Raw genomic sequence first — 25,363 nt, 5'->3', positions numbered from 1 at the left:
CGACACCGTGGTTCCCACGACGCAGGCGGCCCGGATGAGTGAACAGGCTTTGAAGTTCCGCTTTCACCCTGCCAGTAGGACTCCGTCAGGTCTTCCTGTCGGTGCTGACCAAAAGCATGCGGGGACGCGCACGAAGTGAATCGTGTCCGGGTGACGTTGGTGTCATTCGGCGCCGATGTGTTCGCGTCGGTGCGGCGGAAGGAACAGCGGGCCCGGGACTACTGCCGTCTGCGGGCACTGATGCAGGACGACCGCCGCAAGTCGGTCCAGCCGATGGACTTGCGGCTGCCGGACGGCAACGAGCAGAACCTGTAGCAGTTCATGAACCAGCTGGCCTGAGATCCGGTGGACGGGAGAACACCGGCCGGGATGGTTCCCCAGTGCTGTGGAGCCATCCCGCGTGCCACCCTCGCCGGAAAGCACCGTCCTGTCCGGCAGGCACAGAAACGGAGTGGGACGACTGAATCGGTTGCCGGTTGCGTCCTTGGAAGTGGTGTACCGGTTCCCTGAGGCTGATCCACGGGAGTGGACACCGGGTTTCATGCGACGAGCAACAGCGTATGTGATGTGGTCAGTTGCTGTTCGAACTCGGCTGGTGTGAGGTAGCCGAGCGCGGAATGCCGACGGCGCTGGTTGTAGTAGGACAGCCGGCGGAACAGTTCCAGCCGAGTCTGTGCCTTCGAGGTCCAGCGCCTTCCGTGGAGCAATTCGCGTTTGAGACCTTGGAAGAACGACTCGGCGAGGGCGTTGTCATGGCTTGAGCCGACCCGGCCCGTGCTGCGGCGGATGCCGTGCCGGCGGCAGACCTCGGCGAAGGCGGCCGCGCTGTATTGGGCGCCCCTGTCCGTGTGGAAAACGACGCCGCGAACCCGGCCGCTGCGGGCGGCCACGGCCATCTCGATCGCGTCGGTGACCAGCGAGGTGCGCATGTGGTCGGCGATCGACCAGCCCACCACCTTCCTGGAGCAGATGTCGATCACCGTGGCGAGACAGAGCCACGTCGATCCGACGGCTATGTAAGTGATGTCGCCGCGCCACCTGGTATTCGGCGTGTCCGCGGTGAAGTCGCGCATCACCAGGTCCGGCGCGAGCGGCGCGGTCCTGTCCGCGATCGTCGTCCGCTTCTTCTTGCGTAGGTGGCGGCCGACGATGTGGTTGATCCGCATCAGCCGGGTGACGCGCTTGCGGTTGATGATCCTCCGTCCCCTCGCACGCAGTTCAGCATGCACGCGCGGAGTTCCGTACGCTCCCTGGTGTTCGGCATGGATGGCGCGGATCTCGCTCACGGTCCGCTTCTCCTCGGCCCGACGCTCGGCGCGGGCCTGCTCAGCGGCCAGATGCCGGTAGTAGCCGGCGCGGGTCGTCCCGAGCACCCGGCAGATCCGCTGCACGCCGAAGTCGGCGCGGTTGTCGGAGATGAAGTCCCAGCGGCGGGGGCTCACTTCACCTCCCGGGCGAAATAGGCCGCTGCCCGGCGCAGGATCTCGCGTTCCAGCTGCCACTCCTGCTCGGCCTTGAGCAGCCGGGCGTTCTCCGCCCTCAGCCGGGCCAGTTCCTCCCCTGTGTCTCCCCTGCCAGCGCGGTCCTCGGGCGCGGCCTGGGCCTCGTCCTTGCGCACCCAGGTCCGAAGCGACTTCGCGGTGATGCCGAGATCCGCGGCTACCGCCGCGTACGTCCGCTTTCCGGCAGCGGCGCGGTACAACGCGACGGCGTCCCTCCTGAACTCCTCCGGATACGGAGACTTGCGTCCCACCTGGACATCCCTCCCTGGACCATCAAGATCCATTGTCAGGGTGTCCACTCCAAAGGATCAGCCTCAGTCGCCGCCTGCACCGAGACGGTGGTCGCGGCCCCGGCCTGCGTCATGGCCGCCGGAGAGGCGATCGGAGCGGTCGGCGGTCTGGCCGGCGGCGCCGACTGCATGGCGATGGGCTGCGGCGGAGGCGAACCGATAGCCGGGGAGGACGCCGACTCCCCACCCTCGGCGGGCGGTTCGGGCGGCTCCGGCGACGCTCCGAAGGGTTCGGCCGACGCCGCACCACACGCGGCGGGCAGCGGCTCGGGCGACGCGGCGGCCGCCTCCGGCGCGGGCAAGGAATCCAGCACCGACTCCGCAGGCAGCAACGCCGCGGCGCCCAAGAAGGCCGACGCACAGGGCGAGGCGACCGCCTCGAGCAAGTCGGCGGCCGCACCGGACGAGCCCAGCACCGGTAGCTCGGGCACCACGAACAAGGGCTCCGGCGGCGGTTCACGCTGCAGCTTCTCGCCCAGCACACCTGTCCTGATGGCCGGCGGCAAGACCAAGGCCATCGGCAAGATCAAGACCGGCGACCAGGTCGAATCGGCCGACCCGAAGGCGGGCAAGCACAAGGGTGCCCGCACGGTCCAGCGCATCTGGATCAACCACGACAAGGACCTCCTCGACGTCACGGTCCGCGCCGAGGGCGGCCACACGGCCACCCTGCACACCACGGCCAACCACCCGTTCTGGGACGTCACCAGCCACAGCTGGAAGCCGGCGGGCGAACCCCGCCGCGGGGATGCGCTGAACACGGCCGACGACGCTCACGTGTATGTGGTCAGGACGAGGGTCACGCCGGGGACGGCGGACCGCTGGAACCTCACCGTCCGGGACTTGCACACGTACTATGTCGTGGCGGGAAAGACGCCAGTTCTCGTACACAACACGAATTGCGGCGATGGGGCGACCAAGCCCACCTACGTGTGGCGGCCTGGCCGGCATCCCGAAATCGACGACGGTGACCAGGGGCCTCTCGGTGAGGATCAGATCGTACGGTCCGGGGAGGGCATCGAGCCTGGAACCTATATCTTCGTACAGAAGCTGGACGGTTCGGTGCGGGCGATGAACGAGTCGCTGTACGAGGAGGGGGCTTTTGCCCCCGAGAGTGACTGGCCGGGACACACGACACTCGCCGACCACGAACCGGTGCTTTTCGCCGGCGGATTCACCGTGGGGCGGAGGGAAGGGTGTTGGAGATGGCCAACGGTTCAGGCCACTACCAACCCGGCAGTTACGCTCCTACGTACAACGAAGGGGATTACACGCCGCTCCGAGACGTTGCCGCGCTGGCGTTGCAGAGCTTCGGGCTGACCGTCGATGAAGGCACCGTCTGGAGTCCTTGGCCGGTGCGAAACTAGGGTGCGACGATCCGAAAGGCGGCCCCTGGGCGTGGTCGAAGTTCATGGCCAACTCCCAGGAGCCGCCCTCTTCCTGCAGCTGAGTCGACATAAGAACGTAAGGTGACACCGTGGCGAACTATCCCGATTTCGGCGCGCTGCTGACTCGCCTGCTGGAACACCGCGGGGTGGATTTCGCGTGGCTGGCCGACGCATCCGGCATTCCGGAGACCGAACTCCGTTCGGTGGTATCGGGCACGCCGCCGCCGGCTGCGCAGCTGGACGATCTCGCCTCCGCGCTCGGGTTCCATGCGATCGACCTCCATGTGATCGCGGCCATCCCCAGGCCGGAATCCTTCGCCCCCCGGGACCCGGCCGTCGGATCTGCGATCGCAGACCTGATTCACATCACGATGGCGCTGCCGGCAGACCAGAGGACCCGCATCCAGCGGATTGTCGACCAGCTGCCGCAGGAAAGGGAAGAACGCCCATCCGGCTCGCCGTACATGTATGACCAGCAGGAGGCGGGTTTCGGTGCAATGCTCGCCAACCTGCTGTGCGGTAACCGGAACCTCCGCTCCCTGACCGGTGCGGCCAAGACGGTGGCCCTGTTGACCGAAGGACGCGTATACCTGGCCGCCTCCACGATCAGCGGGATCGGACGGGGCCGCGTTCCGCTCACCCCGGACCTGGTGGCGGGCTTCGAGTCCGTTCTCGGTATCCCACCTGGTGACCTCGCCGCCATCGTCGGCGTCGCACTGCCCGAACCATCGCGGCCTGACGATCCACGAGCGGCTGAAATGGCACGACTGCTGTGGAGTTGCCGGAGCCTGAACGCGTCTCAGGTGCAATGCATGCGCGACGAAGCGGAATCGATGCTCATAGTAGTGCCCGACGATGCTTCTGATGAGGACTGGATCAGCGTCCATCACCATCACGAGAAGTGGTGGGGCGCGCCGAGGCGGTGATTGCCGCTCGCTCCGTTGGGCGAATTCCGTTCGGTGTGTTTCATTGTTTTGTGCGACTTCTTGCCAACGTCCCGTCGCGCAGCAGAATCGTTCTCGTGAGCAAGGATGGAAAAGTCTTGCCTCCGACAAAAGTACGATCCATGAGTGCATTCCGCATGTATCTCAGAGGTCGTTTTCTCCCCTTGTCTCATCCCGAAATCTGCTGATTGGCCTGTGGTGCCGGGTCGCGCCAGGAGATGGTGTTCTCGCTAAGAGCTCTTGACGCGATCTTGTTGAGGTGTCCTGGCCGGGCGTGACTGATACGACGATTTGGCCGTTCGGGAGGGTGTGAGCACTCGGCCGTGGATGGTGGATGACAACTTGTGGACCTCACACCGGCCGAAATCCGTCGTCTGCTGGCAACTCAACCCCGCCACCGTCCTGCACGCCGCGACCACGTGCTGAACTGGTCACGATGGCGCCGTCGCCACCAGGCACGTGCCCGACGCAGTCACTACATGCGGCGCGGACACCCGTTGGTGGGACGACCTGTCCAAAGCCGCCCCATGCATGCCCCACTCCCGCTACACTCCCCATCTCCAGGCCGTTGACCAGCAGAAATACAGAAGTCCGGCTGGAGTACTAGAGGGTGTCCCATATGGGGCCTGAGCTATTGGGTGAGGGCCATGTTGTGGAGTCGGGCGATGCCGAGCCACCAGCCTGGCGAACTGTACCTCGGTCAGGCCCGAGAACGGTTCGACCCACTTCGGATCATCTGCTGAGATCACCCCACCCATGCCCAGCCAACGCACCAACCGACCCACGGGTTACGGGACAACTTCTAGCCATGCGCCGAAGAACCGAAGGCGCGGGTTCGGGGCGGACAGCGTGCGAAGGCGTCGAGTCCACCCCGAACGTGCGGCTCGCCGTCTATGCGGCGGGGGTGAGTTCGGCTTGGCCGAACAGCAGCGCGTAGCCGGTGGGGAGCTGGTGGAGGATACGGATGATCAGGTCGGGGCCGGTGTGGGCTGTGACGGCGGCGAAGACGGAGCCGGTGTCCCAGCGGGTGGTGGCCAGGGAGGCGCCGGCGCGGGCGGCGAGGTCCTTGACGAAGGCCCAGCCGGTCAGTGGCTGGGTGTCGGGAATCTGTGCGGTCAGCACGCGTGCGGCCTCCAGGGGCAGGCAGGCGGCCAGGTCTACGCGTTCGTCGCCGGTCAGCTGACGCCCGAGCCCCGCAAGAACCAGGCGGACGGCTTCGTCGGCCCGCTCGCGGGTGGGGTAGGCGCCCTCGTAGCGGACCTTCTCCAGCATCTGCTCGTACGCCGTCGAGTACGGCTGCTGGTGCCCAAGCGGTACGCGCACGTCGGAGATCACTGCGGTGCATGCCTTTCATGGAGTCATGGGGGGTGCCGGGGCGGCACCCGGGTCTTGGTCAGGTGGGCTGGGGGCGGCCGAAGAGGAGGTCGTAGCCGGTGGGGAGCTGGAGCAGGATCTGCCCCGTCAGGTCCTCGCCCGCCGTGTCGGCGACGGTGGACAGCACGGCGCTGACGTCCCAGGTCGCGGTCTGCTCGGTGGCGCCCTCGATCCACGCGGCGGTCGCGCGGACGAATCGCTGCGGGGACAGCGGCTCGGCGCTCTGCAGCGGGTTGAGCAGGATCAGGGCGAAGCCTTCCGGCAGGCGTGCCGCGAGCTGGGCGCGGACCTCCCCGACCAGGTGCGCGCCGAGCAGGGCGAGCACCACGCGGGACGCGCGATCGGCTTCCTTCTCGGTGTCGTACCCGCCGCGCTCGGTCACGCGGTCGAGGAACGCTTCGTGACGCAGAGACATCTCGGCCCACCCATTCCTCTTGGGACGGTCGGGGTGCGGAGGGCGGGGAAGGGGAGACCGGGAGTCCGACCTCCGCACCGGTCCGGCCTGTGTCAGCCGGAGATCTCCTTGTGGGCGGAGCCCACGCCGATGGAGATCTTGCGGGGCTTGGCGCGCTCGGCGATCGGAATGCGCAGGGTGAGCACGCCGGCTTCGTAGTCGGCCTGGATGCGCTCGGTGTCCAGGGTGTCGGCGAGCACGATCTGGCGGGAGAAGACGCCCAGGGGCCGCTCGGACAGCTCCACCTTCACGCCGTCGGCCGTGGCCACCGGCCGCCGCTCGGCCTTGACGGTCAGCATGTTCCGCTCGACGTCGATGTCGATCGCGTCCGCCGTCACGCCGGGGACGTCGAAGGCCACCACGTACTCGTCGCCCTCGCGGTAGGCGTCCATCGGCATCACCGACGGCTTCGACCAGGTGCCCGGGCCCATCATCTGCTGCGCCATCCGGTCCAGCTCACGGAAGGGATCAGTGCGCATCAACATCGTGAAACACCTCCAGCAGGTTCGAGCAGTTGCTGCCAATGCGCTGCACTGACACCGTTGTAACATGTCATCCATTGGATGACAAACAAGATGTCGTCGACCCGATGACCACCTCAGGGAGGTGCCCGTGACCGCAGCCGACCAGCCGCCCACGACCAGTACCGACGCCCACAGCCCGGCGTCCTTCCTCGCCGCCGCGGCAGCCCTCGCCGCCATAGACGGCGCGCTGCGCGATGCCCAGCACGAAACCCCCGACGCCGCCGAACCCGCGCCCGAGCAGGCGCTGGCCTCCCTGATGCTGCTGCGGCAGGTCCGCGAACAGCTCGCCGGCTGGGAGACCGGCCTGATCGAAACCGCCCGCGACGCGGGCGCCAGCTGGGCCGACCTCGCCGGCCCCCTCGGTGTCGCCAGCCGCCAGGCCGCCGAACGCCGATACCTACGCGGTCGCCCCGGCGCCGTCGGCACCACCGGCGAACAGCGCGTGACGGCCACCCGTCAGGCCAGGGCCGCCGAACGCTCCTCCGTCACCTGGGCCCGCGCCAACGCCGCGGACCTGCGCAGCCTCGCCGGACAGATCACCGCGCTCGACCAGCTCGAGCCCGAAGCACGCTCAGCCCAGGCCGCCCTGCATGCCGCCCTCGGCACAGCCGACGCCGCCGCGCTCATCGCCCCCCTGACCGGCATGCGCCCCTACCTCGATGCCCGCCACACCGGCCTCGTCGAATCCCTGGACGCCCTGGAGGACCGGCGCACGGCGACAGCCGCCGACGACGCCTGACTCCCCCGAGCCGCGAGTTGTCGGCCAGGAGCCCGGGCCTCCGTCGGGAAGCCCGACCCGCCACGCGCAGGCCGGGCTCGTCCACGGCATGAACGCCTGCTCCGTCAAGACCAGACCCGGCGGCCCTGAAGATCAGCCGGCCCCGTCGCCAGAGGCTGCTTGCAGCGCCCGCGCTGGTGTGCTCCTACGGACTGATGTCGTCGGTGCCCGGATGACATTCGCCCAGGACGATGGTGGCATCGTCCCGCAGCTGGCCATGGTGGTGGTCGAGGACGGCGTGGATGAGACGGCGCAGGGCTTCGGGGGCCGGTTCGCCCGCGGCTGGCGCCCGGGCCGCCCACTACCTCCCGCCCCACGAACCGAACCTCGTGGCGGGCCCTTCGCAGGCGGCCGGCGTGGCACAAGGCCGCCGTGCGGGACCCGGTCTCGATTTCCTGGCCGGCCTTCGTGGGGCACGCCCGCCCGTGGGTACTCGAAGGCGGAGAAAAGAGCGTTCACGATGACGACTCCCGAGACCCGGCCCAGGCGCACGACCCGCCTCGAACCAGGCGGCGGGATGCCATCAGGCCAGACGCCGCTCGCCGAAGCAGACGCCTTCGGTGTCTCCCACCCCGAGCCACCGAACTGCACAAGGGCTGGGGCCGTCGCTGACCTTCCTGATCATGGTCGTGCCAGCGCTGGTCACGGTAGGGCTGATCAACATGATGGCGGTCCTGGTCGCGTAACGCCCTCACGCCTGAAGCAAGAGTCCGTTCCTTGCGACGGTCGCAACGGACACCGCCCCGATGAACAGGCAGGCAGACCCATGACGAAGAAGCCACGCGGCACCGGAGAGCACGGCTGGGCCTCCGACGTGGACGAGACCCGGCAGCAGGACAACCCCAGCGCCCACCGCTCCTTCCATACCACCGAATACGGCGGCAGCAGGGGACCGGGCCGGACGAGGTCCGAGGAAGAGACCCGGCCCGTGCCCGGCGACACGGTGAAGAGCGACAGCACCCGCGGCGAGGAGCACGCCCGCGGAGCCCAGAAGGGCCACCGCTCCACGGGCAGCAGAGGGCGCTCCCAGCGTCCCAGCGGCACCAAGGACGCCTCTGCGGAGACCGGAATCGATCCCCAGGAATCACGGTCCGGACACCGCCAGGGCTAGTACTGCAACGGTCTCTATCGTGACTGCTGGCCAGACCGCTCGTTGATGTGGTTACGGGTGGGGACCTTGCAGATGTGCGTGTGTGGGCGAGTGAACTGGAAGCGGTGCACGAGCGGTTCGTGCACCGGTTCAACAGGTCGGAGCCGCGGGAGTCGGCGCTGGCCTATATGCGGGGGCTGATTGCTCCGCTGCAGCGCAAGAACGGCTGGACCCTGGCCGAGGAAGCCAGCCATGACGGCCCGGACCGCATCCAGCGGATGCTGAACCGGATCGAGTGGACGCTGACAAGGTCCTCGACGATGTGCGCCGGTATGTGGTCGACCATCTCGGCGACCGGGACGCGGTGCTCATCGTCGACGACACCGGCTTCCTGAAGAAGGGCACCCGCTCGGCTGGGTGACGGCGGACGCCGCATACGGGTTCAGCAAGGGCTGGCGGTTCGAACTGGAACAGGCGAACGACTTCCACGTCATGGCCACAACGAGGCACGACACCGTCGTCACCCGCTGGGCACTCGACCACCCCGTCCACGACCTGTTCCCCGGCCTGCCCCGGCAGAAATGGAAACGCCGCTCCTGCGGCGAGGGAGCCCATGGCCGGCGGGTCTACGACTGGGCACGGGTCGAGGTGCGGCCCTGGCACCGCGAGGACCGCCGGCACCGGGTTCTCGCCCGCCGCAGCGTCAGCCGGCCCGAGGAGATCTCCTACTGCATCGTCTACTGCCCGGCCGACACCACGCTGGACGAGCTGATCCGCATCGCGGGCAGCCGATGGGCGGTCGAGGAGTGCTTCCAGAGCGCGAAGCAGGAATGCGGCCTGGACGACTACCAGGTCCGCCGCTGTCCCGGCCGGCACCGCCACATGACCCTCGCCATGGCCGCCCACGCCTGCCTGACCGTCCCGCGAGCCCGCGCACTCGACACCGACAAAGCTGACCTCGGGCCGACCGCGCCAGGTCCTCCACTCTGTCTGTCCCCGCAGCCCGCACGAACAGGCTGAACTGCTCCTGAACGGGATGGTCCACGACGACTCCAGGACGGGGCTCGCACTGTAGGCCGTCGGCGACGGCCGGGTCCCGTCAGCCGACGGGCTCCTCCGACACCGTGGTGTACCGGTGCCGTGCCCACAGCGGCAGCGCGACCCAGCACGCGAGGTACCAGGCCACTACCGTGCCCACCAGCCAGGGTACGAAGCCGTCGTGCGTGGCCACCCGGAGGATCAGGAACAGGGCGGAGGTGAGCGTGGCGACCAGCAGCGCCAGGCCGAGGAAGATGAGCCGCGCCGCCCAGCGCACCGCCTGCGCCTTGATGCTGCGGCCGGAGATCAGCCGGTGGAAGGGGACGGGCGCGATGAGGGCGCCGGTCGCCGTCGCGCCGAGGACGACCGTCGTGATGTAGATGAACCGGTCCGTGTGCGACAGGTGCCCGAAGGCCGGGGTGAATGCCACGCTCAGCAGGAAACCGAAGAGGATCTGGACGCCGGTCTGCGTGACCCGGATCTCCTGCATCAGTTCGTTCCACCGCCGGTCGGCCCGCTCGGCCTCGGACTCCTCCCGCTGCGCCTCCTTGGCGCCCTCCGCCTGCCTCGCTTCCGCGACCCCGCTGTCCGCCACGACCCCTCCCGGTGTGCTCGTCCGTATGGGCGAGCGGATACCCCGGTTCGCCACCGCCGTGCACCCCGAATTGACTTTTCCTTGACCTCGCGTTGATCAGCGCCATGCATGGGACTGCGTGTTCGCGGCGTGCACCCGATGCCGGAAGGGCGGCGAATCCGTCCGTCCCCGTCCACTTCGACCGCAGGAGCACCGACATGGCGAAGAAGAACTCGCGCAAAGGCGACACGGCGTCCTGGAGCAGTCACGGCCAGAACGTCACAGGCACCGCGAAGAAGAAGATCACCAAGGACGCGGAGGTTGCCGGACGCAAGGCGAGGGCCTCGCCTGAGGAGCCTCAGCACGAGGTGGAAAGGGAGAAGAACGGACGCGACGCGGTCCACAACCCGGGGGAAGGAACGACCTTCCGGCGCCGCACCTCGCAGGTGACAACAAGACTGCCTATGTAACAACTACCATGCTCCGGCTCAGGTAATGTGCCGAAGCGCGATCGTTGTCACCTTCGGGACGGGTGGTCTGACTGTTTGGTTCTTGTGAGGCGATTTGGTTGTCCCCGACGAGGCATAGCGCTTGTCACCAACGGCCGTTCAGCAGCCTTTCTGTCACCCGTTCCGAAGAGGAACTTCGTCATCAGCCTGGAGCGACTGCTGCAAGAACCTCAGAACCACTTCCACGAACACCGTTGGCTGGGCGTGGTGGATCAAATGCCCGGCCGGAATGGTGACGACTCGCCCGTGAGGAACGCGGCGGGCCAACTCGGCGATGCCCTCCTGGGAAACATGGCTTCCCGGACCGCCGGCTACGGCAAGGGTCTCCGCAGCGATGTTGCCGAGGCTCTCCAGCCACTTCGGATCAGGTGCATCGATCTGCCGCCTGACGGCCAACACCATCTCCCAGTCGAACGTCAGCTTCCCGTCCGGCCTGATCGGCCTGGACTGCTCGCGGGGGCGTGGCACCGGGACATCCTCCAGGACGAGCCGGTCCACACGCTGCGGATACTCCCCGGCGAACAGGTAGGCAACGATCCCGCCCATCGAGTGCCCCATCAGATCAATGCGGTCAAGAGCCAGCGCATCCAGAAAGCCGAGCACGTCGTCCCGCATCAGCTGCAGCGAGTAGTCCCCCGGCCAGTCGCTTCGGCCATGACCGCGGAGATCGAGAGCATAGACACGCCAGCTGCGGGCGAAGACCGATGCCACGACGTCCCAGTCCGCAGCACCCTCGCCCAGTGCATGCAGCAGGACGAGCGGCGGAGCTTCCGGCGGGCCCGAGACCTGATAGGCCAGTCGGATTCCACCAACGTCAGCCGAGCGGTGATCAACCATGTCCGAAACCTAACGAGGGACCGCCGTCGCGGACACGGCGTTCGCCAGCGGCCGAACCGACCACCATCAGCATGGTGACAACCAGCCTGCCTTCGTGACAGCTATCGCGCCTCGGCTCGGTAATTGATGCTCGCCGTTCTCGTTTCTGACCCTTTCAGTAATCGACGTCGATGTAGTCGATATCCGTAAATTCGACTTCCAGGCGGTCGGCACGATGGCCGTTGTCCTTGAAGCAGACCTCCTGGAGGCCTTCGGCGATCACCTCGTTCGGTGACTCGGTGCTGCGGCCCTGCTGGGCGTCGAACAGCCGCTTGGCGTAGGAGGCGGGCGGTCGGGCGGTGATGCGGCGGAAGCGGCCGTCGTCGGTGGTGCCGCCGGGAGCGTCGTAGCCGAACCGCGCCCGGGTCTCCACCGTGATCCCGCCCGTGGCCGCGGACCGCTCCTGCCGCTGGGACCGCACCCGCGACTGCCGGCGGGCGCGGACTGCTGCGTCGATCCGGTCGGCCATCGCCCTCGGGGGTGCTTGCGTGCCGACGGTCACGTAATTCCCCACGATCTGCATGATCAGCGTCACGTAATTCCCCAGCCCCGCGATCACGACTTCCCACGGTGGCTGCAGGAACGTGAAGCGACTCCACTGCAGTCCGCTTTGGTCCCACCTTGTGGGCCTCGGACTCGCTGAGGAATACGGCTGGGACCGGGAGCCGTCCCCGTGCTTGCATGAGGTCCATGGTGTCTGCCGACCGTTTGCTCGCCTTCGCGGCGATGTCGTTCCTGTTGATCATGATCCCGGGCCCCAGCGTGTCGTTCGTGATCGGGCGGGCGTTGGCGCAAGGACGTCGCGCCGCGCTGACCACGGTTGCAGGGAACACCGTCGGCGCCTATGTGCTCATCGTGGCCGTGGCGTTCGGGATCGGAGCGGTCGTGGAACGCTCGATTCTCGTCTTCACCGTGTTGAAGCTAGCGGGGGCGGCTTATCTGGTGTTTCTCGGCGTCAAGGCGTGGCGGGAGCGTGGTTCGCTGCAGGCCGCGGTGACGGGAGTCGGGGCTGCCCAGAGCGGCCTGCGGACTTTTGGGGAGGGGTTCGCGGTCGGCGCGACCAACCCGAAGACCATCGTCTTCTTCGCCGCCGTACTGCCGCAGTTCGTCGACCGCGGGCAGGGGCATGTCGCGGGTCAGATGCTGGTGCTCGGCCTGGTCTTCAACATCATCGCCGTTGCCTCCGACACCGCGTGGGGGCTGGTGGCGTCCACTGCGCGGGACTGGTTCGCCCGCTCACCGCAGCGGCTGTCCCTGGTCGGGGGTGCCGGCGGACTGACCATGATCGGTCTCGGTGTCACCGTCGCCGTGACCGGGCGCAAGGACTGAACCCGAGAGGGGCTCGCTCTCCGATCCGGCATTGATGGCATTTGCCCATCTTGGGCTGTTTTTGCATCAGGTGATCCTCTGTGGCGGTTCTTCCTTGTTGGCCATGGGTAGCGCGGAGTCCGGGACTGAGGGACCTGGTCGTCGCGGAGCTGTCTGGGTTCCTCGCCCCGTGGTTCGGCAGGCTGAGCTTGTTCTTTTTCTTCCGGCCCTTGAACGTAGCCTCGTACTGGGTCGCCCACCTGGGGGTTCGACGGACGTGGGGGCGGCCTTCGTCTGATCATGTGCTCCGACCGAGGATGCACGTGACCACGACGAAGGCCGTGAGGGTGAGTCTGCTGCCTGATGCTGTCCGGCGGGACGCGTTCGTGGAAGCGACACGCTTCCGGGGTCGGTTCTACGAGTGTCTGACTGCCCGGCGCGACGAGTTGTTCGAGCTGGTGGACGCGGTGCTGTGCGCGGACGGCGCGGTGAGGTCCCCGGTGGACCTGACGCTGCTGCCCGAACATCGACGTGGGCACGGCGCGATGTACGGCGGCCTGACCCACGGCCGTATCGACATCAATCAACTGCGGACCGTGCCGGCAGGCCTGTCGCTGTCGCGTTTCGAGGGCGGGCGCCTGGTCCTGGCCGTCGATGCGTCGCCGTGGCTCCGCTCGGACGCGCCGTGCTCGGCGGACCGTCTGTTCTGCCATGTCTACGGCCGTGCGAAGACGGCGTCGCAATTCATTCCGGGCTGGCCGTATTCCTTCGTGGCCGTGCTGGAGCCGGGCGCCACTTCCTGGACCGCGAGCCTCGACGTGATTCGGCTCGGCCCCGCGGACGACGCGACCGCGATCACCGCTGCTCAGCTGCGAGGAGTTGTCGAGCGACTCATCGTCGCGGGCCAGTGGCAGGCCGGGGACCCGGACATCGTGATCGTCAGCGATGCCGGCTACGACGTCACCCGCCTGACCTGGGTCCTGCGCGACCTGCCCGTCGAGCTGGTCGGCCGCGTCCGCTCCGACCGCGTCATGCGCCTGCCCAAGCCGCTTCGCGTCCACGACCCGAAGGGCGGGCGGCCGCCCAAGCACGGCCCGGAATTCCGCTTCGCCAAGCCGGAGACCTGGCCCGAGCCCGCGATCACGGACACCAGCAACTACGGCAAGGCTGAAACTCGAGCATGGGACCGGGTCCACCCAAAGCTCACCCACCGCTCCTCATGGCTCGACCACGAGGGCGAACTACCCCTGGTCGAGGGCACGTTGATCCGGCTGAAGGTCGAGCATCTGTCGAAGGACCGGGACGCCCCGCCGGTGTGGTTGTGGTCCTCCGAGACCGGCGCTACCCCGAATGACGTGGACCGCTTCTGGCAGGCGTTCCTCCGCCGCTTCGATCTCGAGCACACCTTCCGCTTCGCGAAGCGGACCCTGGGCTGGACCCCCCCGAAACTCCACACTCCCGAGGCAGCGGACCGCTGGACCTGGATCCTGATCGTTGCCCACACCCAGCTTCGGCCGGCCCGGCCACTCGCCACGGACCTCCGTAGGCCGTGGGAGAAACCCGCCGCCGACCGGCTCACTCCGGCACGGGTCCGCCGGGGGTTCAGGGACATCCCTGCTCACCTCGCCTGCCCGGCCCGTGTTCCCAAACCCCGAGGAGCCGGCGCCGGAAGACCTCCCGGCGCCAAGAACAAGCACCGGGCACCCCGCTACGACGTCGGCAAGACCGCCAAACGCCCCGAGACTCTCAAGGCCGTCGGTAAACCTGGAAGAACTTGGTAGATAAAGAACAAGCTCAGCGCCTGTTCCTGATCCGCCATGACATCACGCGGGCTTCGCTGCCGTTCGCCAGCTCCGTCTAGCAGTCCGATGAGACCCCGGATTTGGGGTCGTGTGGCGTCTGCCGGGTGTGATCAAGATGGTGAAGGAGCAGGGCGAGTGACTGTTGCGGGTCCTGTCCGGCGTGTCGACGACGATGTGCTCGCGGTTCCACGGTTCGTAGTCGCGGTTGAGGACCTGCTGCCAGTCGGGCAGCGGCAGGTCGGGGATGTCTGTCGATCGCGTGGTCACCCGGTGTCGGTGCTCGTCCGGGTCCGAGCAGACGACTTCCACTTCGACAACGGGGACAGCCGCCTGGGTCCCCACGCTTTGCCAGCTGTCGCGGGTGACCGCCAGAGGGTTCACAGATTCCGCGATCACGGTGAGCCCGTGCCGGAGATGTTCACCGGCCAGGGCGTATCCGATGACGTAGCCGGCCGCTCCGACGGGATGTCGTGCCAGGCCGGAGCGGACGATGGCCTGTTCGATGGTGTCGATGCGTAGGTGGACCGCGCCGATGCGCGCGGCCAGCAGCCGCGCCAGGGTGGTCTTGCCTGTGCCGGGCAGTCCGCCGATCACGATGAGCATGTGCTCATCCTGCCGGAGCCGGGCGGGGACGAGACGGGCGGTGCTGTGGGAGAGTTGGTGCCGGTCCGGGATGTGGGCCGGTCCGGGTGGAGTCGCTGACCGTGAACTTGAGAACGATCAGTCCCGGTTGGCCTCGCGGGAGTCGGGCTGTCCGCTCCTGCGGGAGGATCTGCGGGTGATGCGTCTGGTCATCAGCGTGATCGCGGCCCAGACGATCAGAGATTCCGAGTGCTGGATGAGTCGTTCGTGGTCCCGGGCGTGACGGCGGGCGTGCATGATCCACGCGAGCGAGCGTTCGACGACCCAGCGGCGGGGCAGGATGACGAACCCGACGACGTCCCTCGGACGGCCGATGGTCCTCAGCGTCAGGTCCAGGTGCTTCTTCGCCCAGGTCACGAGCTGTCCGGCATAGCCGGAGTCGGCCCAGACAATGGTGATCTCGGGGTGCATCGGCCGCAGCCGGAACAGGAGTTCCTTCACCGCTTCGCGATCGGTCATGTCGGCCGGGGTGACCATCACGAAAAGCGGCAGGCCCTTGGTGTCGACGACCAAGTGCCGCTTGCGCCCGAGGCTGCCATATCGCGTCAAGCGGCTTGGAGAAGTTCCTCAGGGAGCCCTTCGACTCTGCGTTCGGCGTGTTCGAGAGCTTTGAAGAGCCGGCGACAGAGGGCCCGCTCGAGGCAACGCTGTGCGTCGCGCGGACTTTTCCCCTCGGCAATCCTGCGTGCGACGTACTCCTTGGTGCCGGTGTCGCAACGCGTACGCACCAGCGCGATCGGGTGGATGGCCCGGTTGAGCTGCCGATCGCCGCTGCGGTTGAGCCGGTGTCGGTCGGTGAGTCCGGAGGACGCGGGGATCGGCGAGACACCGGCGAAGGAGGCGAAGGCTGCCTCGGAACGGAAGCGACCTGGGTGGGACCAGCTGACAAGCACCTGGACTGCGGTGATCGGCCCGATGCCGACCAGGCCCAGAAGTCCGGGAGCGAGCTGACGCATGAGGCCGAGGTTCTCCGCTTCAAGTTCCTTGGCCTCGGCTTGAAGTACCTGAATGCGTTGGGCTGTCGACCGAAGTGCACGGGTGGTCATGCGATGCTCGACATCGTGGGCTGGGCGGTCTCGAAGTTGAGCACAGCGGACGATCTGAGCGGGGCGCTTGAGCCTGCGCAGCCCGGCGCGGAGGTCGTCCGGCGCGGACACGATCATGGCCTTGAGCTGGTTGATCGCTGCGGTCGAGGCGAGGGCCGCGCCGTTGCGGGCAGCTGGCAGGACCCGCAAGGCCTCTCGCTCGCCCCGCAGCCTGGGCTGGACGAGGTTCTCGGTGGCGAGGGCTTCCTCGGCCGCGCGAATGGCATCGAGCATGTCGGTCTTGCGCCCGCCGTGGATCGCGGGCCGCTTGGGGCGGCAAACCTCGACTACGCGTTCACCCGCCTGGTCGAGGAAAGCGGCCAGGCCGGCGCCGTAGCTGCCGATGCCTTGTTGGCCGTGCTCGCGGCCGTGCACGGACGGCAGGCGTTCACCGAGATCACCTGGCGCCAGGGCTCCCGCGGGCCGATGCGCTCACACTTCCTGGCCGTGCGGGTGCGGCCCGCCGGCGTCAGGGGCCGCCGTCTGGCCCGGGCCGCCGCCCTCGCGAAGGAAGGCCGCTGGGACGGTGTCCTGCCCGAGGTGACCCTGCTGGTCGAATGGCCCGTCGGAGCCGAGGCCCCACCGACTACTGGCTGTCCGGCCTGCCCGCCGGCACCCCGATCGCCGAGCTGGTCCGCCCGGCCAAGATCCGCCGGCGCATCGAACACGACTACCGCGAACTCAAGCACGGCCTCGGCCCGGACCACTTCGAAGGACGCTCCTGGACGGGCTGGCACCACCACGTCACCCTGGTCACCGCCGCCCACGCCTTCCTCACCGAACAGCGACCGGCCCCAAAAGCCGACACGGCGGACTCACCCTCTGCCAGACCCTCGACGCCATCAGTACCTGCTGAACCGCTGGACCGGCACCTGCACCACCTGCCACCAACCCATCCCCGCCAGAGCACGTCCGACACCAAGAGCCAGACACACCCAACGGAGTCCTACCAGGTGGGCTTGCCTCAGCCTTCCCTGGCATCGCCCGACAGCTCGGTGCGTCCCGGGTGGTCGGCACGGTCCGTTCCGAGAAGATGGACGTGACGGCCGCCAGCAGGCTTCCCTACGACACCGTCGTCGACTCCGCTCAACTGCCCGACGTGCTCGACGTGCTCGACGTGCTCGACGACGAGAAGTTCGATGTCATCGTCGCCCCCGTCGGCGGAGTCGTCCGGACCCAGAGCCTGGACCTGCTCGCCCTCTTTCGACGTCGGCGACAGCCCGTTGGGCGCCGATGACACCGCCGACCCTTACCGGCGCGGCATGCTCATCATCGCTCGAGCCACCAGTCGGACGGAAAGGCCCTGGCTACGGGACGCGTTGGCTGGACACCGGCCGCCAGGAACCCTGCCCCTCCTGAACCCGGACGCCCTCTCCTCCGGAGAGACTGGGCCGGCGGCAGAGCCGGTACGGGTACGCGAGATCGGCAGGCAGATCAGCTGCCTTCCTGGCCCAGCACGTAAAGGTGTGGAAGGTTCACCACGATCGCTTCCTGGGTGCTGCGGGCGATGACGACCACGGCCTCCTCGGTGGGATCGGGGTTCTCCTCGCGGTGCGGTACGAAGGGCGGGACGAAGATGTAGTCGCCGGGCGCGGTGCGCAGCCGTACTTCTTCCGGCTCCGGGCCGGAGGCGTCGAGGAAGACGAACTCGGGGTGTCCGCTGACGACGTAGATGGCGGTCTCGGACTCCCCGTGGTGGTGGTCGGATGAGGAGGTGGAGGGTGCTACGTGGGTTTGTCCCATCCACAGCTTCTCCGACCCGACCGTCTTCCCACTGACGGCGGCGAATCGACGCATGCCTCCGGTCTGGGCGGTGTCACCGTCGAGCGCGTCGGCGCGGATGTGGTGAAGCCGCGTGTGCAACGGGGCTGTCCGCTCCCCTGCCACATGCGCGAGATGGGGGTGGAAACCTTCACCTGGAGTTGTCAACGGCTCGCTCATGGACCGGACGCTAGAGCTGTCCGAAAAAGGATGTCAAGAGGTGTCCATTGCGGTTCACCTGCGGCAATGTTCCTGCAATGAAGCAGTGAGAGCGCAGGAACCACTGCCGGCGTCGCACTTGTCGGGCATCATGTGCGCATGCATATTTCCGCGAAGGCGGATTACGCCACACGGGCTCTGCTGGAGCTCGCCTGCGAACCTTCCCGCCCTCTGACCTGCGAGGCGATCGCCTCCTCGCAGCAGATCCCGTTCCGCTTCCTCAAGTCGGTGGTCGGCGAGTTGCGCAAGGCCGGCCTGGTACGCAGCCAACGCGGCTGCGAGGGCGGGTACTGGCTCGGTCGTCCCGCCGACGACATCACCATCCTGGACATCGTGCGCGCCGTGGACGGCGAGTTGATCACCCTGCGGGGCGAATCGCTGACCGCGCTCGACTACCCGTCCCCCGCCGCGGGGCTGCCCGGCGTGTGGCGTCGGATCGAGGCAGACGCCGCCGCCCTGCTGGGCGCCACGACGCTCACCGCGTTGCTCCCCGAAGGCTCGAATGCGCGGGTGGTCCGGAAGGGAGCCGCGTGACAGCTCCGGCATGCCGCAAGCCACTTGAGGTGGTGGAGTACACCGACCCGCTGTGCCCTTGGGCCTGGGGCTCGGAGCCCGTCTTCCGCCGGCTGCGCGCGGCGCTCGAGGGCCGGGTCCACTGGCGTCGCGTCTACTGCATCCTGTTCAACCACGACGACGATCCGGCCCCCGATCCGGACGCGGAGACCCGCTGGTACTCCCGCTACATCGAGGACATCAGCCATCACACGCGCGCGCCGCGGGCGTTCCGGCTCAGCCGGGTGGCGGCGAGCAGCTGGCCGGCTTCCCTCGTCGCCAAGGCGGCCGAAGCGCAGGGGCCGCAGGTGTCCGACCGTGTGCTGCGCCGGTTGCGGGAGACCGTCTTCGTCCTCGGCGAGCCCGCGGACACCCCCTCCCTGGCGCTGTCGGCGGTACGCGGCGTGCCGGGTCTGGACCTGGAGCGCCTGGCGGCCGACGCGGCGTCCGCAGCCGTTCTCCGGTCGGTCCGTTCCGACCATGCCGAGGCCCGTCGCCCCATTGGCCAAGTGCTGTCCGTACGCGGCAAGGACCCTCATCCCGGGGCCGCCAAGGAGACCCCGGACGGCGGACATCGCTATGCCCTGCCCACGGTGCTTCTGCGTTCTGCCGCCGGTGTGCGTGCCGTGCCCGGATGGCGGTCGTACGAGGAGTACGCGGCTGGGATCGAGGAGTTGGCGCCGGGGCTGCTGACGGACCCCGCGGCCCTGGCTCCCGCGGTGGCCCTCGCCCGGTACCGGAGCCTGACCGATCCGGAGCGCAGACTGCTGACGAAGGGCGCGTGGCCCTGTCCCGAGGCGGTACGCGTCGATGCCGCGGGGGGAGCGCTGTGGCTGCATCCCGAGGAGGCGGCGACCCACCCGGCCACCCGGCGGAGCACACCAGCCGCACCCCGATGAGGCCATGACCTGTGGTCAGGGGTTCGTCCCGCCGAATGAGACACCTTTTGGTGTCCATTGACAGCGGCCGACGGCTGACTCCAGGATGAGCACCATGCTTACGACGCACCCCGGAGTGGTGTGCCGCTACGTGGATCTGCGGCGCACCTGCAGCGCCCTCTGTCGCTGACCTACCGCCGTCCACGGTTCACAGGCGCCTGACCCTTCTCTTCGGCACCAGCGCGGCTTGCCGCCGCCGTGCCTTCCGGCGCCTGTCGTCTGACCCGTGTTCCCGGCGTTCTCGCCGTCCTTTTCCTTCACCCTGCCCGGCTCTCGGCTGCGCCCCTCGACGCCGTATGCCCTGAGCGCGGCATGCCCCTGCGGGCGACGGCCTGCCCAGCCCCCTGCTGTGCCCACAGCGCTGCTGTGGCACATCACCTTCGCTTCCGAGCCCGTGGCCCTGGCACGGGCTCGTGCCCTCGTAGAAAGAATCTGAGATGTCCGGACCGCTCACGCCCCGCCGTCCTGGAGTGCGCCCCATCCGACAAGTCCGGCTGCGCGCCGCGGCGTTGGGGGCCGTCCTCTCCGCCGTTCTCGTCCCCTCGCTGAGTGCGTGCGGCGGTAGTTCCGCGGCCGCGGACGGGAGCGCCACGCTGAAGTGGGCCTCCTCCTACTTCCCCACCCACTGGGATCCGGTGGTCGGTGGCAGCGGTGCCCAGTTCCGTGAACTGGCGCTTGTGTACGCCTCGTTGACTCGCACCGACGAGAAGGGCAATGCCGTGCCCGACCTGGCCAAGAGCTGGGAGTACAACGCCGAGGGGGATCAGATCACCTTCCATCTGCGCCCGGGCCTGAAGTTCAGCGACGGTGAACCGGTCGACGGCACCGCGGTGAAGGCCGCGATCGAACGCGCCAAGAAGCAGAAGAACTCGGCGCTCTTCGGCGATCTGACGTCGATCAAGTCGGTGGACGCCAAGGGTCTCGACGCTGTCATCAGCCTCAGCCAGGTCGACTACCAGATACCCCAGTTGCTGGGTGAGCGCGTGCTTCAGATCGCCAGCCCCAGGGCTGCGAAGTCGCCGGCGAAGCTGGACCAGAACCCGGTCGGCGCGGGCCCGTTCACCGTCACGCAGATCGTCCCGGGTACCAAGGCCGTCCTGAAGAAGAACCCCGACTACTGGGACGCGAAGAACATCCACATCGACAACGTCGAGCTGACCTCCGCACCCGACGCCTCCACCGTGGTCTCCGGACTGCAGACCGGCGTCTACAACTTCGCCGACATCAAGCCCAGTCAGGCCGAGGCGGCCAAGAAGGCGGGTCTCGACGTCTTCGTCCAGCCCGGCTTCAACGCCTCCAACATCAGCCTGAACGTCAACAAGGCACCGTTCGACAACGACAAGGTCGTCGACGCGGTCCGCCACGCGATCAACCGCCGGGAGTTCGTCGACAAGCTGACCTTCGGCTACGGCGAGGTGACCGACCAGCCCTTCCCGAAGGGATACGTCGCCTACGATCCCGCGTCGGCCAACACCTACCCCTACGACCCGGCCAAGTCGAAGGAGCTGCTCGCCGACGCCGGCTACAAGCCCGGTGACATCAAGCTGAACCTGGTCGTCCCCGCCGAGGACCCGCAGGCGGAGATCGTCCAGTCGCAGCTGGCGAAGGTCGGCATCAAGGTCACCATCAAGATCGACAAGAACTGGGCGACGCCGTTCTTCGCCAAGGACCTGACGTTCTCGCTGTACGGCACGACGGGCCGCGACTCGGCGCTGCAGACGCTCACCGCGCACTTCGGCCCCAACGGCCCGCTCAACCTCAGCTCCCCCTACGAACCGTCCGGCTTCGAGGCAGCCGCCGCCAAGGTCCGCCGGACACCGCTCGAATCGCCCGACTACGCCAAGGTCCTGCAAGCGGCGACCCGCGCCGGTCTCGAGAGCAAGGCGCTGGTCTTCACCTACTCCCAGCCCAACCTCATCGCCAAGAGCAAGGCCGTCTCCGACCTCCCGAAGAACCCGGCCCACATCGACTGGACCGGCGTGACCATCGCCGGCAACTGACGCCCGACCCATCCATTCAGAGCCCATCATCGGAAGGGGGCATCCCATGACGACGACGCACGTGCAGGCCCCGGCCGCTCCCGTCGAACGTCGCAGGGCCGCCGCGACCAGGGCACAGCACGTCCTGGGCCGGGTCCTGGTCACCGTCGCCCGGTCGGTCGCGATCTTCGTGCCTGTCTTCCTGGTCGCAACGTTCGTGACGTTCGCGCTGCGCTCGCTCAGCGGGCTCAGTCCGGCGCGGATCCAGCTGGGCGAGGAGGCCACGCCCGAGGCGATCGCCAGGGTCGAGGCCCAGTGGGGTCTCGACCGGCCGTTCCTGGTCCAGTACGGCGACTGGATCAACGGCGTGCTGCACGGGCAGCTCGGGGTGAGCTGGACCAACGGCGCCGACATCTCCACGCTCATCGGACTGGGCCTCGGCGTGAGTCTGTCGGTGGCCACCCTCGCCCTGGTCATCGGCGTCGTCACCGGCTTCGCCCTGGGCACCCTCGCGGCGCTGCGCCGCACCACCTGGATCGACCGGGCCGTCACCGGCTTCGTCACGCTGATCTCCGTGATGCCCGCCTTCGTCGTCGGGATCGTTCTGGTGACGGTCTTCGCGGTCGGGCTGGGGCTGTTCCCGTCCGCCGGTTACGTCGAGCCGGACCAGGGAGTCGGGCCGTGGCTCGCCCACGTCACGCTGCCGGCCGTCGCCCTGAGCTTCGACGTCATCGCCGACGTGGCCCGCCAGCTGCGCACCAGCCTCATCGCCGCCTACCGCGAGAACTACGTGACCGGGGCGGTGGTGAGGGGGCTGAGCCCGCGTCGGATCTTCTTCACCCACGTCCTGCGCAACGGCCTGGGCCCGGCCCTGGCGACCCTCGGGCTGAAGTTCCCCGCTCTTGTCGGCGCCTCCGTGGTCACGGAGTGGATCTTCGGGTTGCAGGGGTTCGGCCGGTTCGCCAACGACTCCGCCCAAGCCGGTGACGTCCCGGCGGTCCAGGGCGTGCTGGTCGTGTCGATCGTCCTGGTCGTCCTGTTCAATCTCGTCGTCAACCTGGTACTGGCGCGCGTGACGCCCGCGTCGCAGAGGGGGGTGTGACCCGTGGTGCGCCGTGTCCTTTCCCTGCCGTCCGGCCGTATCGCGCTCACCGTGCTCGCGGTGATCGTCCTCCTCGCGGTGTTCGGTCCGCTGCTCGCCCCGCAGGACCCCCTGGCCACCAGCGACAACATCCTCGGCGCCACCTCGGGCGCCCACTGGCTGGGCACCGACTACCTGGGGCGGGACGTGATGAGCCGGCTCCTCGCCGGCTCCCGCATCAGCGTCCTCGGTTCGCTGGAGGTCGCCCTGACGGCTCTGGTGGCGGGGGTGGTCCCCGGCATCCTGTCGGTGTATCTCGGCCGGACCTTCGAGTGGATCACCCTGCGGCTTGCCGACACCCTCGTCGCCCTGCCCTTCCTGCTGTTCGCCGTCGCCGTCGTCGCCCTGCTCGGCAATGGCATCACCCAGGCGATGCTCGTCACCGGGGCGCTGGTGTCCCCGCTGTTCTACCGGGTCTCACGCGCCGCCACGCTGGCGGTGGCCCGCTCCCAGTACGTCGAGGCCGCACTGATCTCCGGCGCCGGCATCGGCTGGGTCGTACGCCGCCATGTCTGGACCAAGGTGCTGCCGCCCATCGCCGTCGCACTCGCACAGACCATCGGCGTCGGCTTCGTCATCGTCTCGAGCCTGACGTTCCTCGGGATCGGCGTACAGCCACCCGCCCCCACATGGGGCGGTCTGCTCGCCTCCGACCTCGGCTACCTCAGCCAGAGGCCGTGGGCGCCGCTCGCACCCGCTCTTCTGATCGTGATCACTGTGTGGGCCTGCAACGTCCTCGCCGATGCCATCCGCGACGTCTCCGGCGAGGCCGGCCGGGCGCTGCTCAACAGCCGCCGCGCCCGGGCCGACCGGCTCGACCCCGCTCCCGCCGGAGGTGCACGATGAACGCCCTGTCCCAGAAACTGCCCACCGAAAGCCACCGGACCGGACGCCCCGGGCCCGCGGCCCCGGCAACCGCCGCGCCGCATGCCCTGTCCGTGCGCGACGTGCGCATCAGCGACCGGGCCGGCGGACGCGAGATCGTCCACGGCGTGAGCTTCACCCTCGCCCCCGGGAAAGCGGTCGGCATCGTCGGAGAGTCCGGCAGCGGAAAGACCCTCACCTGCCGTGCCGCGCTGGGCATCCTGCCCGCCCACTTCGAGGTCACCGGCGGCTCGATCGAGATCGAGGGCCGCGACATCGGCGACCTCACGCCCGCCCGGTGGACGGATCTGCGCGGCGCCACGATAAGCGCCGTCTTCCAGGACCCGGCCTCCTACCTCAACCCCTCGATCCCCGTCGGCAAGCAGGTCGCCGAGGTCATCCGGATCAAGAAGGGCCTGGGGCGGCGCGCGGCGCGCCGGCAGGCGGTCGAGCTGCTGCGCGCGATGCACCTCAGGGATCCGGAACTGGTCTACTCCCAGTACCCGTTCGAACTCTCCGGCGGAATGCTCCAGCGGGTGCTCATCGCGGCGGCCATCGCCGCCGGCCCGCGCATCCTGATCGCCGACGAGGCCACGACCGCACTCGACGTCACCGTCCAGGCCGAGATCCTCGACCTGCTGGCCGACCTGCGCGAGCGCACCGGCCTCGCCCTCGTCGTGGTCTCCCACGACCTGGCCGTCGTGGCCCAGTTGTGCGACGAGGTCCTCGTCATGCGCCAGGGCGAGGTGGTCGAGCACGGTCCCACCCACGAGGTGCTGCACCACCCGCGGCACGACTACACCCGCCTGCTCATCGCCGAGCACCAGCAGTACGGCCTGGAGAAGTTCCTCGCCCCCCAGGAGGACGCATGAGCAGCGACACCACCACGCCGTCCGCCGGTCCGGTCCTCGAGATCGAGAACCTTCAGGTGCACTACGGGCCGCGCCGCCGACGCCGCCGCGCCCTGCACGACGTCTCACTGAGCGTCGCACCGGGCGAGACCGTGGGCGTCATCGGTGAAACAGGCTCGGGCAAGTCCACCCTCGCGCGGGCCGCGCTCGGCCTGGTGCGGGCCTCCGGCGGATCGATCCGCGTCGACGGCGAGGACGTCACCGCCCACGGCGCACGCCAGTGGCGCGCGCTGCGCCGCGGGGGCGTGATCCAGTACGTCTTCCAGGACCCCCTGCGCAGCCTCGACCCGGACCTCACCATCGAGGCCTCCCTGGCCGAGCCGCTCCTCGTCGCCGGCGCCACCCGCGCGGAGGCGGCCGTGCGCGTGCGGGCGTTCCTGCCCCGCGTCCGGCTCACCGAAGCCCTCCTCGACCGGCTGCCCGGCGAACTCTCCGGCGGACAGCGCCAACGCGTCGCGGTGGCCCGCGCCCTGATCACCGGGCCACGCCTGATCATCCTCGACGAACCGGTCAGCGCCCTGGACTCCGCCAACCGCGTGCAGGTCCTCGAGATCCTCAAGGACCTGCGCGCCGACGGCGTGGCCCTGCTCTTCATCTCCCATGACCTGGGCTCCGTCGCCGGCGTCGCCGACCGCATCGCCGTGCTCTACCGAGGTGAACTCGTCGAAGCCGGCGTGACCCGCGATGTCATCAACGAACCGGGGCACCCCTACACGCGCCTGCTCCTCAGCTCCGCCCCCACCCTGCACACCGCACCGGCCGATCGAGCCGAACGCGCGGCCCTGAGAGCCCTCCTGCACGTCTGAACGCCCGCCCTGAC

General features: G+C 68.5%; 24 protein-coding genes and 7 pseudogenes. 19 read left to right on the top strand and 12 right to left on the bottom strand.

Annotated features, from left to right (window positions below; translation table 11 throughout):
- Window positions 1-135 precede the first annotated feature (135 nt).
- A pseudogene (locus tag ACWC24_RS17275) lies at window positions 136-312 on the top strand (IS701 family transposase); the annotation flags it as partial.
- A 227-nt stretch (window positions 313-539) separates the two neighbouring features.
- On the opposite strand, the gene ACWC24_RS17270 reads toward ACWC24_RS17275, so the two are convergent.
- A protein-coding gene (locus tag ACWC24_RS17270; RefSeq protein ID WP_450663657.1) for an IS3 family transposase occupies window positions 540-1,753 on the bottom strand; the annotation gives its coding sequence in 2 pieces (ribosomal slippage) (window positions 540-1,507 and window positions 1,507-1,753; 1,215 coding nt in all).
- A 111-nt stretch (window positions 1,754-1,864) separates the two neighbouring features.
- Between ACWC24_RS17270 and ACWC24_RS17265 the strand changes: the two genes are divergently transcribed.
- Both ACWC24_RS17265 and ACWC24_RS17260 read left to right on the top strand, forming a co-directional pair.
- Window positions 1,865-3,112 (top strand): polymorphic toxin-type HINT domain-containing protein, encoded by a 1,248-nt coding sequence (locus ACWC24_RS17265; protein WP_450663656.1) that lies wholly within the window; start codon window positions 1,865-1,867, stop codon window positions 3,110-3,112.
- A 157-nt stretch (window positions 3,113-3,269) separates the two neighbouring features.
- Entirely contained in the window at window positions 3,270-4,106 is an 837-nt protein-coding gene (locus tag ACWC24_RS17260) for a hypothetical protein (RefSeq protein WP_450663655.1), read from the top strand.
- 689 nt (window positions 4,107-4,795) lie between these two features.
- Here the strand turns inward: ACWC24_RS17260 and ACWC24_RS17255 are convergent.
- The 4 genes and pseudogenes from ACWC24_RS17255 to ACWC24_RS17240 form a co-directional block, all read right to left on the bottom strand.
- Window positions 4,796-4,882, bottom strand: a pseudogene (locus tag ACWC24_RS17255) (IS5/IS1182 family transposase); the annotation flags it as partial.
- Window positions 4,883-5,015: 133 nt separating this feature from the next.
- Window positions 5,016-5,459 (bottom strand): DUF2267 domain-containing protein, encoded by a 444-nt coding sequence (locus ACWC24_RS17250; protein WP_450663654.1) that lies wholly within the window; start codon window positions 5,457-5,459, stop codon window positions 5,016-5,018.
- Between the two features lie 58 nt (window positions 5,460-5,517).
- The gene (locus tag ACWC24_RS17245) at window positions 5,518-5,913 is read right to left on the bottom strand and encodes a DUF2267 domain-containing protein (protein WP_450663653.1); all 396 of its coding nucleotides are present in this window, start codon (window positions 5,911-5,913) and stop codon (window positions 5,518-5,520) included.
- Window positions 5,914-6,005: 92 nt separating this feature from the next.
- A complete protein-coding gene (locus tag ACWC24_RS17240; protein WP_450663652.1) occupies window positions 6,006-6,437 on the bottom strand; it encodes an Hsp20/alpha crystallin family protein in 432 nt (143 codons plus the stop codon).
- Between the two features lie 127 nt (window positions 6,438-6,564).
- Here ACWC24_RS17240 and ACWC24_RS17235 point away from each other — a divergent pair, with 127 nt between their 5' ends.
- The 4 genes and pseudogenes from ACWC24_RS17235 (at window position 6,565) to ACWC24_RS17220 (ending at window position 9,364) form a co-directional block, all read left to right on the top strand.
- Window positions 6,565-7,215, top strand: coding sequence for a type III effector protein (locus ACWC24_RS17235; protein ID WP_450663651.1), 651 nt, complete (start codon window positions 6,565-6,567; stop codon window positions 7,213-7,215).
- A pseudogene (locus tag ACWC24_RS17230) lies at window positions 7,136-7,846 on the top strand (DUF6480 family protein); the annotation flags it as partial. The gene ACWC24_RS17235 and the pseudogene ACWC24_RS17230, both read left to right, overlap by 80 nt.
- Window positions 7,847-8,020: 174 nt before the next feature.
- A complete protein-coding gene (locus ACWC24_RS17225; RefSeq protein ID WP_450663708.1) occupies window positions 8,021-8,365 on the top strand; it encodes a hypothetical protein in 345 nt (114 codons plus the stop codon).
- 74 nt (window positions 8,366-8,439) lie between these two features.
- Window positions 8,440-9,364: pseudogene (locus ACWC24_RS17220) on the top strand (IS701 family transposase).
- 79 nt (window positions 9,365-9,443) lie between these two features.
- On the opposite strand, the gene ACWC24_RS17215 reads toward ACWC24_RS17220, so the two are convergent.
- On the bottom strand, window positions 9,444-9,977 hold the full coding sequence (locus tag ACWC24_RS17215) for a DUF6328 family protein (RefSeq protein ID WP_450663650.1): 534 nt from the start codon (window positions 9,975-9,977) through the stop codon (window positions 9,444-9,446).
- A gap of 197 nt (window positions 9,978-10,174) precedes the next feature.
- On the opposite strand from ACWC24_RS17215, the gene ACWC24_RS17210 reads away from it, so the two are divergent.
- On the top strand, window positions 10,175-10,426 hold the full coding sequence (locus tag ACWC24_RS17210; protein WP_450663649.1) for a DUF2945 domain-containing protein: 252 nt from the start codon (window positions 10,175-10,177) through the stop codon (window positions 10,424-10,426).
- Window positions 10,427-10,579: 153 nt separating this feature from the next.
- Here ACWC24_RS17210 and ACWC24_RS17205 read toward each other — a convergent pair whose 3' ends face one another.
- Window positions 10,580-11,302 carry an alpha/beta fold hydrolase gene (locus ACWC24_RS17205; protein ID WP_450663648.1) on the bottom strand — a complete coding sequence of 241 codons (723 nt, stop codon included), beginning with the start codon at window positions 11,300-11,302 and terminating at the stop codon, window positions 10,580-10,582.
- Window positions 11,303-11,456: 154 nt separating this feature from the next.
- Window positions 11,457-11,855, bottom strand: coding sequence for a telomere-protecting terminal protein Tpg (tpg, locus tag ACWC24_RS17200; protein ID WP_450663647.1), 399 nt, complete (start codon window positions 11,853-11,855; stop codon window positions 11,457-11,459).
- A gap of 176 nt (window positions 11,856-12,031) precedes the next feature.
- Here tpg and ACWC24_RS17195 point away from each other — a divergent pair, with 176 nt between their 5' ends.
- Window positions 12,032-12,670, top strand: a complete 639-nt coding sequence (locus ACWC24_RS17195; protein ID WP_450663646.1) for a LysE family translocator — start codon at window positions 12,032-12,034, stop codon at window positions 12,668-12,670.
- A gap of 326 nt (window positions 12,671-12,996) precedes the next feature.
- Complete coding sequence (locus ACWC24_RS17190; protein WP_450663707.1) at window positions 12,997-14,430, top strand: NF041680 family putative transposase; 1,434 nt, start codon at window positions 12,997-12,999, stop codon at window positions 14,428-14,430.
- A gap of 76 nt (window positions 14,431-14,506) precedes the next feature.
- Here the strand turns inward: ACWC24_RS17190 and ACWC24_RS17185 are convergent.
- The 3 genes and pseudogenes from ACWC24_RS17185 to ACWC24_RS17175 all read right to left on the bottom strand — a co-directional run bounded on the left by ACWC24_RS17185 (window position 14,507) and on the right by ACWC24_RS17175 (window position 16,553).
- Window positions 14,507-15,054: pseudogene (locus tag ACWC24_RS17185) on the bottom strand (AAA family ATPase).
- A gap of 171 nt (window positions 15,055-15,225) precedes the next feature.
- Window positions 15,226-15,621 (bottom strand): annotated as a pseudogene (locus ACWC24_RS17180) (transposase); the annotation flags it as partial.
- Between the two features lie 17 nt (window positions 15,622-15,638).
- Window positions 15,639-16,553 carry a transposase gene (locus tag ACWC24_RS17175; protein ID WP_450663645.1) on the bottom strand — a complete coding sequence of 305 codons (915 nt, stop codon included), beginning with the start codon at window positions 16,551-16,553 and terminating at the stop codon, window positions 15,639-15,641.
- Here ACWC24_RS17175 and ACWC24_RS17170 point away from each other — a divergent pair.
- Window positions 16,530-17,023 (top strand): annotated as a pseudogene (locus ACWC24_RS17170) (IS701 family transposase); the annotation flags it as partial. The gene ACWC24_RS17175 and the pseudogene ACWC24_RS17170 sit on opposite strands and share 24 nt — an antisense overlap.
- 194 nt (window positions 17,024-17,217) lie before the next feature.
- Window positions 17,218-17,415 carry a hypothetical protein gene (locus ACWC24_RS17165; protein ID WP_450663644.1) on the top strand — a complete coding sequence of 66 codons (198 nt, stop codon included), beginning with the start codon at window positions 17,218-17,220 and terminating at the stop codon, window positions 17,413-17,415.
- 197 nt (window positions 17,416-17,612) lie between these two features.
- Here the strand turns inward: ACWC24_RS17165 and ACWC24_RS17160 are convergent, their stop codons facing one another.
- Window positions 17,613-18,119 (bottom strand): cupin domain-containing protein, encoded by a 507-nt coding sequence (locus ACWC24_RS17160; RefSeq protein WP_450663643.1) that lies wholly within the window; start codon window positions 18,117-18,119, stop codon window positions 17,613-17,615.
- Between the two features lie 138 nt (window positions 18,120-18,257).
- On the opposite strand from ACWC24_RS17160, the gene ACWC24_RS17155 reads away from it, so the two are divergent.
- The 7 genes from ACWC24_RS17155 to ACWC24_RS17125 all read left to right on the top strand — a co-directional run bounded on the left by ACWC24_RS17155 (window position 18,258) and on the right by ACWC24_RS17125 (window position 25,349).
- Entirely contained in the window at window positions 18,258-18,692 is a 435-nt protein-coding gene (locus ACWC24_RS17155) for an RrF2 family transcriptional regulator (protein ID WP_450663642.1), read from the top strand.
- Window positions 18,689-19,609 (top strand): DsbA family oxidoreductase, encoded by a 921-nt coding sequence (locus ACWC24_RS17150; RefSeq protein ID WP_450663641.1) that lies wholly within the window; start codon window positions 18,689-18,691, stop codon window positions 19,607-19,609. Before ACWC24_RS17155 ends, ACWC24_RS17150 begins: the two co-directional genes overlap by 4 nt.
- Window positions 19,610-20,085: 476 nt before the next feature.
- Window positions 20,086-21,648 carry an ABC transporter substrate-binding protein gene (locus ACWC24_RS17145; RefSeq protein ID WP_450663640.1) on the top strand — a complete coding sequence of 521 codons (1,563 nt, stop codon included), beginning with the start codon at window positions 20,086-20,088 and terminating at the stop codon, window positions 21,646-21,648.
- A gap of 46 nt (window positions 21,649-21,694) precedes the next feature.
- Window positions 21,695-22,729 (top strand): ABC transporter permease, encoded by a 1,035-nt coding sequence (locus ACWC24_RS17140; RefSeq protein WP_450663639.1) that lies wholly within the window; start codon window positions 21,695-21,697, stop codon window positions 22,727-22,729.
- Between the two features lie 3 nt (window positions 22,730-22,732).
- Window positions 22,733-23,614, top strand: coding sequence for an ABC transporter permease (locus tag ACWC24_RS17135; protein WP_450663638.1), 882 nt, complete (start codon window positions 22,733-22,735; stop codon window positions 23,612-23,614).
- Complete coding sequence (locus ACWC24_RS17130; RefSeq protein WP_450663637.1) at window positions 23,611-24,504, top strand: ABC transporter ATP-binding protein; 894 nt, start codon at window positions 23,611-23,613, stop codon at window positions 24,502-24,504. Before ACWC24_RS17135 ends, ACWC24_RS17130 begins: the two co-directional genes overlap by 4 nt.
- On the top strand, window positions 24,501-25,349 hold the full coding sequence (locus tag ACWC24_RS17125; protein WP_450663636.1) for an ABC transporter ATP-binding protein: 849 nt from the start codon (window positions 24,501-24,503) through the stop codon (window positions 25,347-25,349). The genes ACWC24_RS17130 and ACWC24_RS17125 overlap by 4 nt, the downstream gene beginning before the upstream one ends.
- Window positions 25,350-25,363: the final 14 nt, after the last annotated feature.

The organism is Streptomyces sp. NPDC001443, assembly GCF_053597355.1.
This window is presented reverse-complemented; position numbering and strand designations above follow the sequence as displayed.